The following is a 17379-nucleotide window of genomic DNA, read 5'->3' on the forward strand; positions in this document are numbered from 1 at the left end:
GGAATGATTTGATTTCTTTAGGCATAAATTTTTCTTATTAAAAACGTAAAACCTTCTTTCTTTGCGGTTATTAAGGGAAAATTTGCTTTAAAATGAAAGTTAGCTAAGAAGAAACTGTATTTATTGAAATCGTGGAAAATCATTCATTAACAAAATCTCCTCTCTCCTTACCTTCTTTTTCGATTCCAAAAATTAGTCTTTTTATTGGGCTAACTATTACAGGTCAATGGGTTTTAAGTGATGTGGCCCATATCCCTGGGGGTGGACTTGGATTGCTATTAGGACTTGGTTGTATTTTTTATTTTCTAAAACCAGGAAAGGTTTCATTTGATGCTCCCTCTACTGTTCAAGGATGGGTAAGAAGATGTCATGACGTTTTAGAGAATTTTGAGTACTTACTTGATGATGGAGAGCAAAGTGAAAGAAAAAAAGAAAGAATAAATTCCTTGCAAAAAATTATTGATAGAAGCGAAGATCAAAGCATTGGTTTCTTGAAAACAAAAGGCGTAAAATTACCTGATAAAGAGCAATTGGAAAAAGTTTTAGGAATAAATAATCAAATAAAAGTTTCTTTTCCACCAGCTCTTCCTGTAAGAGATCGAAATTGGATTTTGCCAGATTTAATCCAAGAGCAAGATTTTATTGTTTATTCTTTGGCACTTCCCATGAGCGCAGCTGATCTTTTGTGGATTAAAAATATCCCTACAGATCAACCAGCCTGGCTAATGGTTGCCAGTAAAGAATCTACTGATTGGTCTGATGAGCGAAATGCATTAGAGGCTCAATTACCAGATAGATGGACTAACAGAGTATTGAAATGGGATGGATCTCAAAAAGAAATGGCAACGGTTCTTTCTCCAATCAAGAAACTTCTTGAAAATCCAAAGAAGAATACAGACATTACTAAACAAAGACTTTTGTCTCGATTGCATACTTCTTGGCAAAAAGATTTAGAAAAATTAAGAAGAGAAAAATTCAAGGTTATTCAAACAAGATCTCAGTGGATAGTTGCTGGTATCGTTTTCGCCTCCCCTGTAGCCTCAACTGATTTGCTTGCAGTTGCAGTGGTTAATGGCTTGATGATCAAAGAAATGTCGAAAATATGGTCTTCCAAAATGAAGCCAGAATTACTTGAGGCAGTCTCACGACAACTAGCAATGGCTGCAATTGCTCAAGGAGTGGTCGAATGGAGTGGACAGTCCTTGTTGAGCTTGGCAAAGCTTGATGGCTCCTCTTGGGTTGCTGCTGGAACAATTCAGGCCTTGAGTGCTGCTTATTTAACAAGAGTTGTTGGGAGATCGATGGCTGATTGGATGGCTCTCAATAATGGAGTAACTCAACCTGATTTAGAACTTATTAAGCAACAAGCTCCTCAACTAGTATCAAAAGCTGCTGAGCTAGAAAGAGTTGATTGGGTGGCTTTTTTAAAGCAATCAAAAGAATGGATTCAGTCTCAATCTATTAATTACAAAGTTAAATCCGTTTAAGTTTATAGCTTTTCTTCTGGGATCTCTTTGACTTATATTTAGATAAAACATTAATATTTTCTAATTTCAAATATATGTTTAATAAAAAGGTTATTTCTGAGTATATTTATAAGAAAAATAAGATACTTAGTTTATCTATTTTCCTTGCTTTAAATATTTTATTCCTGACAGGATGTGTAAATAAAAACACCTATAAGCCAGGCAATGATAAGCCTTTCGTTTTAACTACTTTTACAATTTTGGCCGATCTTGCAAGAAATGTTGCTGGGGATAGACTTTTAGTTAAATCAATAACGAAACCAGGAGCAGAAATCCATAGTTATCAATTTACACCTAGTGATATTGTGAAAACTAAAGGAGCAAAACTGATTATTGAAAATGGTTTAGGCCTTGAAGCTTGGTTTTCGAAATTTATGATTAGCACGGGTGATATTCCTAATGTGAAATTAACTGAAGGAATGAAGCCATTATTGATAGATGGAGATGCTTATTCAGGAAAACCAAATCCTCATGCTTGGATGTCGCCAAAAAGAGCTATGAAATATGTAGATAAAATCGTCGATGCTTTTATCACAATTGATCCTGATGGAGCTCTTGAATACTCATCTAACGCTTCAACCTATAAAGCTAAACTTGAATCGCTTGATAAAGAGCTAAGAGATTCTTTATCCTCTATTCCTAAAGAAAGAAGATTTTTGGTGACATGTGAAGGAGCCTTTACTTATCTGGCCCGTGATTACGGAATGAAAGAGGCGTATTTGTGGCCAGTTAATGCTGAAAGTCAAGTAACCCCTAGGAGAATGGTGAACCTAATAAAAAAAATCAAAGAAAATGAAGTCCCAACAATTTTTTGTGAAAGTACTGTGAGTGCAGACGCACAAATGGAAGTTGCGAAATCAAGCGGAGCTGTTTTTGGTGGGACCTTCTACGTTGATTCACTCTCAGATCTAAATGGTCCTGCTCCTACCTATATAGATTTACTAAGGCACAATGTTCGATTAATTACTAAGGGCCTATCCATTTCAAAAGTGAAAAAATAATGAACCCAATTTTTAAAAGCCATGAGAAAGATTTTATGCGTATTGAGGCAGACCAAGTTTGTGTTGACTACAACGGTACAGTTGCTCTCTATGACGCAAGTTTAAATTTAAAAGCTGGATCTATATGTGGCCTTGTGGGCATGAATGGCGCAGGAAAATCAACTTTTTTCAAGGCTCTGATGGGTTTTGTTAGACCTTCAAGGGGGAAAATTAGGATCAATGGTATAAAGGTTAATCAAGCCCAGAAGGAACAATCAGTTGCATATGTTCCACAAAATGAAGGAATAGATTATTCATTTCCAGTGAGTGTTTGGGATGTTGTGATGATGGGCCGATATGGTGCTATGAATATTTTTCGAATACCAAGAGAGTCAGATAGAAGAGCAGTTGTTCATGCTCTTGAGAGAGTTGATCTTTTTGATCTCAGAGAAAGACCAATAGGATCTTTATCTGGAGGGCAACGCAAAAGAGCTTTTCTTGCAAGAGCAATTGCTCAACGGGCATCAGTACTTCTATTAGACGAGCCTTTTTCTGGAGTTGATGTACCCACTGAAAAGCTTATGGCTGAGCTATTTCTTCAGTTTCGACAAGAAGGGCATACTATTTTGATATCCACTCATGATTTGAATCATGTGCGAGATTTTTGTGATTTTGTTGTCCTTATCAATAAGACAGTTCTTGCGTATGGTGAAACCTCGGAGGTCTTTACTTCAGAAAATCTAAATAAAACATTTGGAGGAATCCCACCAAACCCTTTATCAGGTCCAACGTCAAGTAAAGATTTTATAAATGAGTGAATTTCTAATTTCCATTACGCCAATTGATTGGCTATTGGATCCATTAACTCATGACTTCATGAGAAGAGCTTTAATGGTTAGCGCACTAGTGGGAGGGGTTTGCGGACTTTTATCTTGTTATATGACATTAAAAGGTTGGGCATTAATGGGTGACGCGGTTTCTCATGCGGTTATGCCTGGAGTAGTTGTTGCTTATGCATTAGGGCTCCCTTTTTCCTTATGTGCTTTTGTTTTTGGCGTTGGTTCAGTTGCTTTGATTGGATTTGTTAAACAGAAATCTAGAATCAAGGAAGATACAGTAATAGGACTTGTTTTTACTGGCTTTTTTGCATTAGGCCTTGTATTGGTTTCAAAAATAAAAAGTAATATTGATCTAATGCAAATACTTTTTGGAAGCCCTCTTGGTATTTCTCGTTCAGATGTTAACCAGACTTTAATAATTTCGTTTATTGTTATATCTATTTTGCTTATATTTAGAAAAGATTTAATGCTTTATTGTTTTGATGCTAAGCATGCTAGATCTATAGGAATAAATACAGGCATTCTTCATTATTTATTATTAACTTTATTGTCATTATCTGCAGTAGTAGGATTGCAAACGGTAGGTATTATTCTTGTAGTAGCAATGTTAATAACTCCTGGTGCAACGGCATATTTACTCACAGATCGTTTTGATAGAATGACGATATTAGCAGTAATTAGCAGTTCTTTCTCAAGTATTTTAGGAGTTTATATAAGTTATTGGTCAGATATTGAAACAGGAGGATCTATTGTTTTAGTGCAAACATTAATCTTTTTAATAGCTTTCTTATTCGCTCCAAGATATGGAATATTTAAAAACCAAACTCTTATAAATAATGATTAATTTAATAGAACTATGAACAACTCAGCTTCCGAACAAAAATGGAAATGGTGGCCACTCTTACCTCTTTACCCTTACGGAAGAAGACGAACAATATTTCGTGAATTAGTCCCTAATCAAATATGGAGTTTTGAGCAACTTCAAGGTATCTATTATGTTGCCGTGCCAGTGAGGTTGTTAGTCATAAGAGTAAAAAATGAATTAATGATAATTAATCCTCTCCCTCCAACCAGTGAATTACTAAAAGAAATAGACCTACTTCAAAAAAAAATAGGACCAGTAAAAACTATTGTTTTGCCTACGGCTTCTGGCTTAGAACACAAAATCGGACTTCCTGCTTTGGCTAGAGCTTTTCCTAATGCAAAAATATGGTTATGTCCTGGGCAATGGAGTTTTCCTTTTCAATTGCCTTTTGATTGGCTAGGAATTCCATCTAATAGAACAAATATTTTATTGGCTGATGGATTTCCACATGGTGATGATTGTGAATGGATTTCTTTAGGACCTATTGATATTGGTCTCGCACGTTTTCAAGAGATTTCTTGTTTTCACAAACCAACAAAATCTTTATTGGTAACTGATGCTCTGGTAGGTATCGAGGCCACCCCTCCTGAGCTCTTTAATTTAGATCCAACTCCGTTGTTGTTTCATTCTAGAGAGAAAGGCTCCGAGGAACTTATTGATTCACCTATTGCTAGAAGGAAAGGATGGCTTCGATTAGTTCTTTTCGCTTCTTACCTCAAACCTGAAAAGTTGGAGATACCAAAAATAAAAGAGATTCTTGAAAACTCTTTTAAGCCAAAGATGAGAAACAAAAGATCACATTTCGGAATCTATCCTTTTGCTTGGCAGGAGGGTTGGGATCTGTCTGCGAAAAAACTTGTTGGAGAAAAGACTCCCCTAATACAAATCGCTCCAGTAATAGAAAGATTAGTTTTCCCTAGAGGAAAAAAAGCTTTTATCTCTTGGTTGAATAAAATTGAGTCTTTAAAAGGGATTTCTTTTCTGATTTCTGCCCATTACAGTGGAAAAGTGAGATTCACTACAAATGAAATAAGAGCTTTAAAAGTTAAAATTGATAATTCAAATTGGGAAAAAACCCAAGGAGATTTTAAGTTTTTAAGTTGGTTCGATCAAAAATTATTAAATTTTGGAATAGTTCCTAAAAATCCACTTAAAAAATTCAGCGATTAAATTTTATCTGGGTCAACAGACATCTCTTCGTCGGATAAAAGAGTTTCTTCTAATTGTTTCCTTTGTTCCATCTGTCTTAAGAAATAACCTGTCATCATTGCAGAGGCTAATAAACTTGCCAAATTATCTTTGCTGGAGGTTACTTTTACCTCAAATTGCTCCCCAGGAAGCATTCCTAGCAAACCTTGTACATTGTGTCTGATTATTTCTTGAATCTCAGGACTTGCGGACTTTGCAACTCTCTGGAGAACATCTGCCGGTTGATCTTGTAAATATTGGATTAAAGCATTGGCTTCGTGACCTTCATTATTGTCTGTAGCTAAAAATTCAGGATTAAACATCCAGTTTTTTTCTATGTACAATTACATTATCGCAAAATGTACACTAAAAAAAATTAATTTAGGTTATGGGAACCGAATAGGCCCTATTTTTTTTAATGGCCAGTACCTTGCAAGCGCCGTACCTATAAGATTTTTTTCTGGGAGAGCTCCCCAGATATGAGAGTCTAAACTGTTATTTCGGTTGTCTCCTAAGACCCAAAGTGAATATTCAGGTACATTTATTGCGTCCATTTCATATTGGATAGGTTCTTTAATCCAAGGTTCATTTATTTCTTTTCCATTTCTATATAGTTTCCCATCAGTTACTTCTATTTTGTCTCCAGGTAAGCCAACGACTCTTTTAATTAGCGCTGAACCATCACTGTAACCTGCTTCTGTAAGAATTTTGGGAGGTTTGAAAATAACAATCGTGTTTAAATTTAAATGTTTATTTAGTTTATTATTAAGTCTTGGGGTTATTTTTTCTATCAATATTCTGTCTTGAATTTGCAAAGTTGGAATCATTGATCCAGATGGAATCCATCTAGGTTCAACTGCTTGCCATCTTAATAAAAGCGCAATTAATATCCAAACCAACAATCCTTTCCAGCTATTTTGGTTTTGATTCTTTTTTGATCCAGTAGATGTCATGAATTTTCTTTGTTTTAGTTACTTGTTGGAAAGTTTTTTACAAAAATCCAAGTAGTTGTTCTTTTGACAATTTCACTAGCTCGTTACAATTTTTTTATCAGCTTAGAGCTCCTTAAAACTCTAGTAGCTAAGGGAGTGAAATATTTTGTCCTTTGCCCCGGTAGCAGATCAGGCCCTCTAGCTTTGGCCGCAGCAAGTCTCTCTAAAAGAAAAGAATTAACTCTCATAACATCAATTGACGAAAGGTCAGCTGCATTCCTTGCTTTGGGAATAAGTGCAGCTAGTGGGCAAGTAAGTTGTGTCATTACAACTTCTGGAAGTGCTGTCGCAAATCTTTTGCCGGCTGCTGTTGAAGCAGATAGGTCATGCCATCCTCTCTTGTTTTTAACTGCAGATAGACCTTTGCGATTAAAAGAATGTGGAGCCAATCAAGCAGTTAATCAACAGGATTTTCTTAAGTCTGTTTGTAGACATTTTGATGAATCTCCAAAAGAAGGAATTCATTTGATTTCTAAAGAAAGACTGACATCTCTAGTTGGAAAATCATTCGAAATGGCTTCTAACATCCCCGGACCAGTTCATATTAACCTTGCTTATGAAGAGCCTTTGCATCCTTGCGAACTTGATCAGAAAAAAGTTCTTGATGGATGGGTCATTGAAGGATTTTTAAAGGGAAAAATCACTCCAACTAAGGATGAGGTTGTTAAAAGTTTTCAATCTTTAAAACTACTAAAATTAGATCCATTTTCTTTGGGAATAATTATTGTTGGGCCATGGAGAGGAAAAGTAAAACAACTTAATTCCTTTAGGGGCGCATTAAAGAAATGGCAAAAATTAACTGGATGGCCAATTCTTGCGGATCCGCTCTCTGGGGTTGAAAATGATCAAGAGGGTTTAATAAATCACTGGGATCTTTTTTTCTCAATAGGTTTATTTGAAAAAATCAAAGAGATTCAAGTTTTACGATTGGGTCCAATACCTCCGAGTAGAGAATTACAAACTTGGCTTAAAAAACCTGGGAAATTTCAATTACTTATTACTGAGGGAGATTCTCGAAATCTTGATCCCATAGGTGGCTCGACACAATTTAGTGAAGGATTTTCTTGTTGGGTTGATAAAATGCTTGAGGTTATTCCGGTAAAGCCAGCAATAGATAAAAAAATTGTTAGTAAAAAGTTGATTAAAGAGCTTATAAAATATGATTTATTTATCCATGATTGGCTTGATAAAAGGTTATTCAGAAATGGGTTAATTACTGAACCTGCTTTAGCTAGATTGCTTCCTCGCTTGTTACCAGAGTCTATCCCTGTGATGATTGCTTCAAGTAGTCCCATAAGAGATTGGTTGAGTTATTCAGGTGAGGGGGCTTTCCTGAGGAGGTGTTTTGGCTTTAGGGGGGCATCAGGAATTGATGGGACACTCTCAATGGGTATGGGATTATCAATAATTATGGGGAGAATGGTATTGGTTACAGGTGATTTAGCACTTCTTCATGATACAAATGGTTGGCTATTTTCAAAGGATAAAAATATTAGTCTAATTGTAATCATGATTGATAATGGTGGAGGGGGTATATTTAATCAATTAAATATAGATAGAATTGAAGAAGGCGATTTTGAAGACATTTTTCTTATGCCTCAGCAAGTTTGTCATCTTACACTTGCGAAAGCCTATGGATTGAAATATAAGCAAGTTGCTTGCTTGGATGATTTAGAAAAAGCAATTGAATGGAGTTTTTCTTTGTCAACAAATGTATTAATAAGAGTTTGTACTAACTCTATTGAAGATCATAGATTGAGAGTAAATTTAAGTGATGACCTAAAAAAAACATTATCTGAGAATTTATCAAGTTTTGACTAAATTTAATTAAAAAATGACTTTAAAACCTATTACTCCTAACAATAACAATATGTCTAGAAGAGTTCTCCCTGGGGAAATTATTACCTCATGGGTTTCTGTTGGTGAATACAAAGATATCTTGCTTGATAAAAGCACAGAAGGAATTGCTCGTGTTGCAATAAATCGTCCTGAGAAAAGAAATGCTTTTCGACCTCAAACAATTTCAGAACTTTGTGATGCATTTATTCGAATAAGAGAAGATCCAAAAATTGGAGTTGTTTTATTTACAGGGGTAGGGCCTTCCAAAGATGGAAAGTTCGCTTTTTGTTCTGGCGGAGATCAGGCTATACGTGGAAGTGGAGGATACCTTGGAGATGATGGAATTCCTCGTTTAAATGTTCTTGATTTACAACGTATAATTCGGAGCCTTCCTAAAGTAGTTATTGCGCTTGTCCCTGGTTTCGCTATAGGGGGAGGACATGTTTTACATTTAATTTGTGATCTGAGCTTGGCTGCAGATAATGCAATTTTCGGACAAACAGGACCTAAAGTTGGGAGTTTTGATGCAGGGTTTGGTTCCAGTTATTTAGCAAGGGTTGTAGGTCAAAAAAAGGCTAGAGAAATTTGGTTCCTATGCAGGAAATATGGAGCGAAGGAAGCATTGGATATGGGGCTAATAAATGCAATCTCACCAATTAATTTACTCGAGTCAGAAGGAGTTAAATGGGCGAGGGAAATACTTCAAAACAGTCCCACAGCTATAAAGTGTTTGAAATTTTCTTTTAATGCTGATACAGATGGATTAGCAGGTATCCAAGAGCTAGCTGGCCAGGCAACACATCTTTTTTATACGACTGATGAGTCAAAGGAGGGAAGAAATGCTTTTATGGAGAAAAGGGATCCTGATTTCTCCGAATCAAAATGGCTTCCATGATTTTATTTGGTTTATCCAAAAAATAAATCTTTCTTTTTCATGAATTAAATGCGAATACTTTTTGCTGCTGCTGAATGCGCCCCAATGATAAAGGTTGGAGGTATGGGTGATGTTGTTGGTTCATTACCTCCTGCGCTTAAAAAACTTGGACATGACGTTCGATTAATAATTCCAGGGTATGGAAAATTATGGACGTTGATGGATATTGCTCCTGAACCTATCTTTCGATCCAACACAATGGGTGTTGACTTCTCTGTTTTTGAAACAAAGCATCCCTCTAATGGGTTGCCAATTTATTTAGTTGGACATCCATGTTTTGATTCTGAGCGTATTTACGGAGGAGAAGATGAAGATTGGAGATTTACTTTTTTTGCTAGTGCAGTCTCTGAATTTGCATGGAACTCATGGAAACCACAAGTCCTCCATTGTCATGACTGGCATACTGGAATGATTCCAGTTTGGATGCATCAAGACCCCGAAATCAGTACGGTATTTACTATTCATAATCTCAAATATCAAGGCCCATGGAGATGGAAGCTTGATCAAATAACTTGGTGCCCTTGGTATATGCATGGTGATCACACCATGGCATCAGCAATGTTGTATGCGGATAGAGTGAATGCAGTATCTCCAACTTATTCAAGAGAAATTCGAACATCTGAATATGGAGAAAAATTAGAGGGACTTTTAAATTATATTTCTGGGAAATTACGAGGAATATTAAATGGAGTTGATCTAGATGAGTGGAACCCAGCAACGGATAATTCATTGCCAGCTAAATTTAGTGTAGATAATATTTCTGGTAGAGCAATTAATAAAAGAGTCCTGCAAGAAAGAATGGGACTGGAAGTGAACCCTGATAAATATCTAATGGGAATGGTTGGTAGGCTTGTTGACCAAAAAGGTATTGATCTTTTACTACAAGTTGCTAATAGGCTTCTTTCTTATACTGACTCTCAGGTCGTTGTTCTTGGGACGGGTGATCGCTATTTAGAGTCATCTTTATGGCAACTTGCGATTGAATATCCTGGTCGTTTTTCTGTTTTTCTTACTTACGATGATGCATTATCTAGGCTCATTTATGGAGGCGCTGATGCATTCCTAATGCCTAGTCGCTTTGAGCCGTGTGGTATCAGTCAGTTATTAGCTATGCGTTATGGTGCAATTCCGATCGTTAGGAAAGTAGGTGGTTTAGTAGATACAGTAGAGCCTTATAACCCCATGAATGAAACAGGTTCCGGATTTTGCTTTGATCGGTATGAACCAATTGACTTTTATACATCATTAGTTCGTTCTTGGGAAGAATATAGACATCAAAAAAGTTGGAAGCAGTTGCAATTAAGAGCAATGTCAAATAAATATAGTTGGGATAGATCCGCGAAGGAATATGAATTAATGTACAAAGACGTTTGTGGAATTAAGGAGCCTTCTCCTGATGCGGCAGAGGTTGAAAAGTTTTCTTATGGCCAAGAAGCAGATCCTTCAAGAAAAGGCAAAAAAATAAAATTATAGGATTTTTGAGTATTTAGATTACTTTGCTTCTATTCAAATATTTGTATGGATATTACTTTTAAGGATTTAATTAAACTTTGGGGGACGCTAGATAATCAAAAGGAAATAGATCTTGATTTACCTATTGGTCGTATATCTACTGATTCGAGGACAATCGAAAAAGGTGATTTCTTTGTCCCTTTGGTAGGTAATAAATTTGATGCTCATGATTACTTAGATATGGCTTTTGATCTTGGTATACAGGCAGCAGTAGTTTCTGAAAAATATAATGGTTTGGTACCAATTGGCCTACCTCACTGGGTGGTTCCAGATACTCTGTACGCATATCAACAAATCGCATTGCTTCATCGAAGAAATTTAAATCTTCCTGTAGTTGCTGTTACTGGCTCTGTTGGTAAAACAACTACAAGAGAATTGATTCGAGCAATATTGTCTCCTCTTGGTGAAATTGTCTCTAGCAGAGGGAATGAAAATAATGATATAGGTGTTCCAAAAACTTTGCTTAGTGGGTCGGAAACAGATGCTGCATTTGTTCTTGAAATGGGTATGCGTGGTTTTGGTCAAATTACACGTCTCTCTCGAGTCGCTGAACCTGATATAGCTGTAATTACAAATGTGGGACAAGCTCATATTGGCATTCTTGGTAGTAGAGAAAATATTGCAAAAGCCAAGTCAGAAATCACCTCATACTTAAGCCCTGATGGTGTTGTGATTATTCCTTTTGGCGATTACATCTTAGAAAAAGCTTTGTTAGAAAAATGGTCAGGACGTATTGTTCGAGTAGAGATAGAGGGCTTTTCACTGAATTGGTTAGATTGTAATAATGAGCATTTTGCTTTTCAAGATATTGAACCAGATTATATTTCTCAAATTGATATGCAAAATAATTTCATTCTTTTTGAGGGAAGAAAATTCAAATTGCCCCTTGAAGGAAGACATAATGCTATGAATTTTCTTCTGGCATTAACTGTCGCAACAGAATTAGGACTATCAATAAAGAAACTTGATCAATTAAAAATAAATATGCCAATAGGAAGAAATAGATTGGTTGATTGTGGACAATATTTAGTATTAGATGAGACTTACAATGCATCTCCTGAATCTGTTATTGCATCTCTAGAGTTATTGGTAAGCAAGCCTGGTAGACATTTTGCGGTTTTAGGTACGATGCTTGAGTTGGGCTCTGAGAGTATTTTACTGCATCAGAAAGTTCTTAAAAAAGCAATTGAATTAGGTCTAACTGGTATTGTTTTCGTCTCTTGTGGAGAGGAATCTAATATCATAAAAAAGACAATTAAAGAATTACCAAATCATGATGTAGTAAGTAACCCAAAAGATGCGGCCATGTCTCTACTACCATGGCTTTCACCGGGAGACAATATTTTAATTAAAGGTAGTCGTAAGTTGGAATTAGAAAAAGTATTACCTTATTTACAGAAATAACTTCGCCGTTATAGTTAATCAGCCTTAGTTCTAATAATTGCTTTTGATCTTTCAACTACTAAACTTTTATCTGGAATATCTTTACTTATTGTTGAGCCTGCACCAATGGTTACATGTGCTCCAATCTTGATGGGTGCAACAAGTACTGAATTCGCACCGGTTTTTGAATAATCATCAATAATTGTTCTATGTTTATTTTTACCATCGAAATTAGCTGTGATAGTACCTGCTCCAATATTAATATTTTTTCCTAGAGCTGAATCACCTACATAGCTTAAATGATTGATTTTTGTTCCTTCACCAATACAACTTTTTTTTATTTCTACAAAGTTTCCTATTTTAGAATTTTGTCTTATGTTTGATTCCGGTCTTATGTGGGCGAATGGGCCAATTGATGTATTATTTCCAATCGTTGCCTCATTGATGAATGAATGAATGGCTAATACATTTTCTGCAAGAGTTGAATTTGTTATGACACTACCTGGTCCTAAATGACATCCATTTCCAATACTGCATTTACCGCGAAGATGAGTTTGTGGCTCAATAATTACGTCTGTACCAAAGTTTGAATCCTCACTTAGAGAGCAACTAATAGGATCAACAAAAGAAACTCCCTTGCTCATCCATAAGGATTTAAGCTCTTCTTGGATGTAATGCTCGCATTCAGATAGTTGAACTCTATCATTAATGCCTTTGATCTCAAATGGATTGTCTACCTCAAAATGCAATGCTTTTTTGAGTAAACTTATAGTATCTGTTAAATAAATTTCATTTTGACTATTTTGGTTAGACAATAGGTTTAATACATCTGATAATTGTTGCCAATTGAAACAATATATACCTGCATTTATTAATTTGTTTTTTCGCTGTTCATTGGTGCAATCTCTCTCTTCGATGATTTTTTTTACTAGTCCGGACTCATCTGTAAATACTCGTCCATATCCTGTTGGTGAGTCTAAACTTGCAGATAAAAAAGTTACACTCGCGTTGGATTCTTTATGAAATTTTAACAGCGAACTTAGCGTTTCCTCTTTTAGTAGTGGTACATCGCCATTTAATACTAGAAGTTCCCCATTAAACCCTTTTAATCTAGGCTTTAATTGCTGAATCGCATGTCCTGTTCCATTTTGAGGTTGCTGAAGAACAAAATCTAAGTCTTGATGTTTTCTCAGAGAGTCCTCTACTAAATTAGCTTGATGTCCTACAACTATTAATCTACGGTTTGGCTTGAGCCCATGAGTACAAGACAAAACCCTATCAATAAGTGATTTTCCTGCCAAAGGGTGAAGGACCTTAGGCAGCTTGCTTTTCATTCGCGTACCTTTTCCAGCCGCTAAAATTGCGATGGCAAGCATTAGAGTATTTTTTTAGAAATCTAATTGCTTTATTGCTATCGCGCAGTATTCCATCGTTTTCTCCATGATGAAGTGTTTATTAATTGACTTTTAGATTGCTCTATTTCTCTTGTTGAAATAATTTCTTTAGAGTTTCCTTTCCCTGTTGGATCTCTATAAGGAATTGATGAACGCGTAGCAAGGTGTTCTACTTCTTTGGTGCTTAGCTCTTTAATCTGACAATTTTTTTCAATCAACTGTTGTTCAATTTTCTTTTTCATAGCAACTGTCCCTGAACTCCATTTTCTTTGATCATCGGTTGATGGAACTATTGAATAGATGTTTAAACCAGCTCTTTTGAAACTCGCTCTAATTGAGGCAGCAGTTGAATATGTAATCAAGCGGCCCTCGGTAGATAGCCTTTCGGTTAATAAAGAGATGAACTCCTCACTCCATAGCTCGGGACACTTTTGTGGAGAAAAAGGATCAAGAAGAATTAAATCAAACCTAAGAGAATCTTGTATTTCGAATATTTTTTGCCTCGCATCCCCCCAGTGAATAGTTCCTTGGTTAAAACCTTCAGTCCATTTCCCCGATATGTTTAAGCAATTAAAAAAATTTAATACTTTTGAAGACCAAATTTCTTGAAATATTTTTTCATTAAGACCAAGATTTAGAGGCTTTTGATCAATCTCAAGTCCATGCCATTCGATTTTAATATTGCGTTGAAGTAACTCTTCGAGAATACATCCAGTGTTGTATCCTAAGCCCATACAAACATCTAAAACAACAATTTTTTTAGCGTTATAAAATTCTTCTAATTGAGCTGGTAATAGATATTTATTGATTGATTCTCTGAGGGCTCCGTCCTTGTCATGAAATCCTTCTTCATAGCTCAAGCTATAAAGACTTAAACTCCCATCTTTTGTCGTATGTTTTTTATAATCATCCAATTCTCAGAAAGCTAATTTTTTTGTTGAAGTCTCTTAAGATCACTCCAAAAATCAGGATATGAAATAGCTGCAGCCTCACTACGTCGTAATGTCGAATTAGAATTAGCCATTATTGATGCAATAGCTAAACTCATGGCTATACGGTGATCATCCTCGCTATCAAGTTCGCATCCCTCTAAGCTTTTTCCTCCATAGATAGTTAGACCATCTTGATGCTCATCTACGCTGGCTCCCATCCTTTTTAATTGCCTTGCCATTACAGCTAATCGATCAGTTTCTTTAACTCTTAGTTCACTTGCTCCTTTTATTTGACTGATACCATTACAAAAACATGCTCCTACGGATAAAATGGGTATCTCGTCTACAAGCCGTGGCATTATCTCACCGTCAATTTTAAATGGTTTTAAGTTTTCTTTGTAGAAAACTTCAATATCTCCGACAGGTTCACCGGCTACATCTCTTTTGTTTATTACGTTGATATTTGCTTCCATTTCTTCTAATACGTCAAGTATTCCAGTCCTTGTTGGATTTAGACCAACATTTTCTACAACCAACTCTGATCCGGGTATGATGCTACCTGCAATGAGCCAAAATGCAGCGGAACTAATATCCCCTGGAACAATAATTGATTGACCTTTTAGATCTTTACCAGGGGAAACAGTTATATGTCTACCCATTTCTCCACCAACCTCAAGATTAGCTCCGAAGGCTTTTAGCATTCTCTCGCTATGATCTCTTGATCTGGCGGGTTCAATAACCGTCGTTGAGCCTTCTGCGTTAAGAGCAGCTAGTAGGATTGCAGATTTTATCTGAGCACTAGCTACTGGCGTACCAATTACGGCACCTCTTAATTTATTCCCGATAATCGATAGAGGAGCCAAGTTTCCACCGCATCTTCCGAAAACTTTAGCCCCCATCATTTTTAACGGCTGTCCTACTCTTTTCATCGGCCTATTTCTTAGTGATTTATCGCCTGTGAGGATGAAATGATGATCTTTTTGACCGGCTAATAATCCCATTATTAATCTCATAGTTGTTCCTGAATTTCCGCAGTTCAAAATATCTTGTGGCTCCTGGAGGCCATTTAATCCAACGCCCTCAATTTCAATAATGTCTCCTTTCTTGATTGGACTAATCTTTACGCCCATTGACCTAAGGCATTCAGCAGTACTTAATGGATCTTCAGCAGGTAAAAGGCCCTCAATTAGTGTTTTCCCTTTAGCAATAGCCCCAAAAAGTAGTGCACGGTGTGAGATTGATTTATCTCCAGGTACTTTCACCTTTCCACAGAGCTCCCCTCCTTTTTGAAGGTTTCTTAAAGACTGATCTTTAGTGGGGGCGTTCAAAGAAAAAACAATATATTTTTTTATATTTTATTTATCGATAAGCTTTATTCCTGATTTATGAATTGTTTATTTGTTTTTGACGCATTAGTTCATCGATAACATACCCAAATAATTCTGGACTTGGTTTCTTGTTTTCCAGTTCCGATAACCCTAGTTCTTCCCATCTTTCATCAACTTTGTCTTCAAGCTCTTTCGGTCTTGTTAGTGGTTTGCCCCAATCATGATTTTTCTCTGGGCCAATTTTTGTTGTTGCATCAATAGCTAATCTCCCTCCTAAGCCAATATTTTCACTCGCGAAGTCAAGGGTATCAAAAGGAGTGTTTTCTAGCACAAATAAATCTCTTTGAGGGTCAACTTGGCTGGATAAGACCCAAACGACTTGTCTAGGATCTCTTACGTTAATTGTGGAGTCGACGACGACGACAAATTTTGTATAAGTAAATTGGGGTAAAGCACTCCAAAACGCCATAGCAGCTCTTTTAGCTTGACCTGGATAAGCTTTGTCAATTGATATGACTGCCAACTTATAACTCAAGGCTTCCATCGGAAGGAAAAAATCAATAATTTCAGGTATTTGTTGTTTAAGTATTGGTGTGTAAATTCGATTTAATGCTATTGCCAGCATTGCTTCTTCTTTTGGAGGCCTTCCGCTAAAAGTTGTTAAGAATATTGGTTTTTTTCTTTGAGTCATACATTGGAATCTAATCAAAGGTGAGGACTCAGCACCCCCATAGAAGCCCATATGGTCTCCAAAAGGACCATCCATCATCTCTTCTCCAGGAGATATAGACCCTTCAAGAACAACTTCACTATGACTTGGTACCTGAAGATCAATAGTTTTGCATTTGGTTAATCGAACACCCTCTCCTGCATACAAGCCTGCAAAAAGCCACTCGCTTAGCTGCACTGGAATGGGAGTTGCTGCCGCCATGACAAGAAGTGGATGAACTCCAATAGCAACAGCTACTTCTAGTTTCTTATTCATTGCAGCTGCTTTGCGAAGATGCCTGGCTCCTCCTCTGACACTTAACCAATGGACTGTCATGCTCTTTGCAGACTGTCTTTGGAGTCTGTAAACACCAACATTTGGCACGCCTGTTTCTGGATCTTTCGTTATTACGAGGCCTAAAGTGATGGCTCCCCCAGCATCCTCTGGCCAGGGACGCAAAAGTGGCAAATGATTTAGATCCAAGTCTTTTTCACTAATTACTTGTTGATGGCATGGTGGCAATAGATCAATATCTGGACGTGCTTTAAGTAGATCCCATGCAACTGAAGCAAAAGCTTTGGTTTCTTTCAGCCCTTTCGGAGGACGTGGTTGCTGAAGAAGAGCTAATTTCTTCCCTAAATCTTCCAATTCTTCTTGCTTCTCTAAACCCATACTCCACACCACACGTTCCATCGTCCCAAGTAAATTCACTGCAACAGGCATTGATGATCCTTTTACATTTTCAAAAAGTAGAGCAGGACCTCCCATCCCAAGGACTCGATCACTTATGGCCGCAATTTCTAGGTCACTATCAACTGGACTGCTTATTCTCTTCAGTTGTCCTTTCTTTTCTAAAAGAGTAAGAAAATCTCTTATGTCCCGTGTAAGAGGTTCTTGACGAAATAATTTCATGAAGGTCTGCACGATTAACCTATTTATCTAGTTACTGTGACGCAAG

General features: G+C 36.6%; 15 protein-coding genes. 9 read left to right on the top strand and 6 right to left on the bottom strand.

Annotation, left to right across the window (positions count from 1 at the left end; translation table 11 throughout):
• The first annotated feature begins 131 nt into the window (after nt 1-131).
• The 5 genes from PMN2A_RS03120 to PMN2A_RS03140 all read left to right on the top strand — a co-directional run bounded on the left by PMN2A_RS03120 (nt 132) and on the right by PMN2A_RS03140 (nt 5380).
• The gene (locus PMN2A_RS03120; protein ID WP_011293570.1) at nt 132-1487 is read left to right on the top strand and encodes a YcjF family protein; all 1356 of its coding nucleotides are present in this window, start codon (nt 132-134) and stop codon (nt 1485-1487) included.
• Nucleotides 1488-1561: 74 nt separating this feature from the next.
• Entirely contained in the window at nt 1562-2527 is a 966-nt protein-coding gene (locus tag PMN2A_RS03125) for a metal ABC transporter substrate-binding protein (protein ID WP_011293571.1), read from the top strand.
• Nucleotides 2527-3324 carry a metal ABC transporter ATP-binding protein gene (locus PMN2A_RS03130; RefSeq protein WP_011293572.1) on the top strand — a complete coding sequence of 266 codons (798 nt, stop codon included), beginning with the start codon at nt 2527-2529 and terminating at the stop codon, nt 3322-3324. Before PMN2A_RS03125 ends, PMN2A_RS03130 begins: the two co-directional genes overlap by 1 nt.
• A complete protein-coding gene (locus tag PMN2A_RS03135) occupies nt 3317-4189 on the top strand; it encodes a metal ABC transporter permease (protein WP_011293573.1) in 873 nt (290 codons plus the stop codon). Before PMN2A_RS03130 ends, PMN2A_RS03135 begins: the two co-directional genes overlap by 8 nt.
• 12 nt (nt 4190-4201) lie before the next feature.
• Nucleotides 4202-5380: a DUF4336 domain-containing protein gene (locus tag PMN2A_RS03140; protein WP_011293574.1), complete on the top strand. Its 1179-nt coding sequence runs from the start codon at nt 4202-4204 to the stop codon at nt 5378-5380.
• Here the strand turns inward: PMN2A_RS03140 and PMN2A_RS03145 are convergent.
• Together PMN2A_RS03145 and lepB are read right to left on the bottom strand one after the other, a co-directional pair.
• Nucleotides 5377-5721, bottom strand: coding sequence for a DUF760 domain-containing protein (locus PMN2A_RS03145; protein ID WP_011293575.1), 345 nt, complete (start codon nt 5719-5721; stop codon nt 5377-5379). The two genes, PMN2A_RS03140 and PMN2A_RS03145, sit on opposite strands and share 4 nt — an antisense overlap.
• A 63-nt stretch (nt 5722-5784) precedes the next feature.
• The gene (gene lepB, locus PMN2A_RS03150) at nt 5785-6351 is read right to left on the bottom strand and encodes a signal peptidase I (RefSeq protein ID WP_011293576.1); all 567 of its coding nucleotides are present in this window, start codon (nt 6349-6351) and stop codon (nt 5785-5787) included.
• 63 nt (nt 6352-6414) lie between these two features.
• Here lepB and menD point away from each other — a divergent pair, with 63 nt between their 5' ends.
• From menD to PMN2A_RS03170, 4 genes are read left to right on the top strand one after another with little or no spacing between them, the layout of a single operon-like run.
• Nucleotides 6415-8211, top strand: coding sequence for a 2-succinyl-5-enolpyruvyl-6-hydroxy-3-cyclohexene-1-carboxylic-acid synthase (menD, locus tag PMN2A_RS03155; protein ID WP_011293577.1), 1797 nt, complete (start codon nt 6415-6417; stop codon nt 8209-8211).
• A 13-nt stretch (nt 8212-8224) separates the two neighbouring features.
• Complete coding sequence (gene menB / locus PMN2A_RS03160) at nt 8225-9124, top strand: 1,4-dihydroxy-2-naphthoyl-CoA synthase (RefSeq protein WP_011293578.1); 900 nt, start codon at nt 8225-8227, stop codon at nt 9122-9124.
• Between the two features lie 48 nt (nt 9125-9172).
• Entirely contained in the window at nt 9173-10636 is a 1464-nt protein-coding gene (gene glgA, locus PMN2A_RS03165) for a glycogen synthase GlgA (RefSeq protein ID WP_011293579.1), read from the top strand.
• A gap of 45 nt (nt 10637-10681) precedes the next feature.
• Nucleotides 10682-12079, top strand: a complete 1398-nt coding sequence (locus PMN2A_RS03170) for a UDP-N-acetylmuramoyl-tripeptide--D-alanyl-D-alanine ligase (protein ID WP_011293580.1) — start codon at nt 10682-10684, stop codon at nt 12077-12079.
• A 14-nt stretch (nt 12080-12093) separates the two neighbouring features.
• On the opposite strand, the gene glmU is transcribed toward PMN2A_RS03170, so the two are convergent.
• The 4 genes from glmU to PMN2A_RS03190 are packed head-to-tail and all read right to left on the bottom strand — an operon-like array spanning nt 12094 to nt 17333.
• Entirely contained in the window at nt 12094-13434 is a 1341-nt protein-coding gene (gene glmU, locus PMN2A_RS03175; RefSeq protein WP_011293581.1) for a bifunctional UDP-N-acetylglucosamine diphosphorylase/glucosamine-1-phosphate N-acetyltransferase GlmU, read from the bottom strand.
• A 35-nt stretch (nt 13435-13469) separates the two neighbouring features.
• The gene (locus tag PMN2A_RS03180) at nt 13470-14366 is read right to left on the bottom strand and encodes an MnmC family methyltransferase (RefSeq protein ID WP_011293582.1); all 897 of its coding nucleotides are present in this window, start codon (nt 14364-14366) and stop codon (nt 13470-13472) included.
• Nucleotides 14367-14377: 11 nt separating this feature from the next.
• The gene (aroA, locus tag PMN2A_RS03185; protein ID WP_011293583.1) at nt 14378-15712 is read right to left on the bottom strand and encodes a 3-phosphoshikimate 1-carboxyvinyltransferase; all 1335 of its coding nucleotides are present in this window, start codon (nt 15710-15712) and stop codon (nt 14378-14380) included.
• Between the two features lie 55 nt (nt 15713-15767).
• Nucleotides 15768-17333, bottom strand: a complete 1566-nt coding sequence (locus PMN2A_RS03190) for a UbiD family decarboxylase (RefSeq protein WP_041710949.1) — start codon at nt 17331-17333, stop codon at nt 15768-15770.
• Nucleotides 17334-17379 lie beyond the last annotated feature (46 nt).

It is taken from the genome of Prochlorococcus marinus str. NATL2A, assembly GCF_000012465.1.
In the GTDB taxonomy this organism is placed as follows: Bacteria; Cyanobacteriota; Cyanobacteriia; order PCC-6307; family Cyanobiaceae; genus Prochlorococcus_B; species Prochlorococcus_B marinus_B.

What these genes read in the sequence shown, in the direction of transcription:
- PMN2A_RS03125 (WP_011293571.1), top strand. Translation starts at nt 1,562, where the DNA reads ATGTTTAATAAAAAGGTTATTTCTGAGTATATTTATAAGAAAAATAAG.
- PMN2A_RS03130 (WP_011293572.1), top strand. Translation starts at nt 2,527, where the DNA reads ATGAACCCAATTTTTAAAAGCCATGAGAAAGATTTTATGCGTATTGAG.
- PMN2A_RS03135 (WP_011293573.1), top strand. Translation starts at nt 3,317, where the DNA reads ATGAGTGAATTTCTAATTTCCATTACGCCAATTGATTGGCTATTGGAT.
- PMN2A_RS03140 (WP_011293574.1), top strand. Translation starts at nt 4,202, where the DNA reads ATGAACAACTCAGCTTCCGAACAAAAATGGAAATGGTGGCCACTCTTA.
- PMN2A_RS03145 (WP_011293575.1), bottom strand. Translation starts at nt 5,721, where the DNA reads ATGTTTAATCCTGAATTTTTAGCTACAGACAATAATGAAGGTCACGAA.
- lepB (WP_011293576.1), bottom strand. Translation starts at nt 6,351, where the DNA reads ATGACATCTACTGGATCAAAAAAGAATCAAAACCAAAATAGCTGGAAA.
- menB (WP_011293578.1), top strand. Translation starts at nt 8,225, where the DNA reads ATGACTTTAAAACCTATTACTCCTAACAATAACAATATGTCTAGAAGA.
- glgA (WP_011293579.1), top strand. Translation starts at nt 9,173, where the DNA reads ATGCGAATACTTTTTGCTGCTGCTGAATGCGCCCCAATGATAAAGGTT.
- PMN2A_RS03170 (WP_011293580.1), top strand. Translation starts at nt 10,682, where the DNA reads ATGGATATTACTTTTAAGGATTTAATTAAACTTTGGGGGACGCTAGAT.
- glmU (WP_011293581.1), bottom strand. Translation starts at nt 13,434, where the DNA reads ATGCTTGCCATCGCAATTTTAGCGGCTGGAAAAGGTACGCGAATGAAA.
- PMN2A_RS03190 (WP_041710949.1), bottom strand. Translation starts at nt 17,333, where the DNA reads ATGAAATTATTTCGTCAAGAACCTCTTACACGGGACATAAGAGATTTT.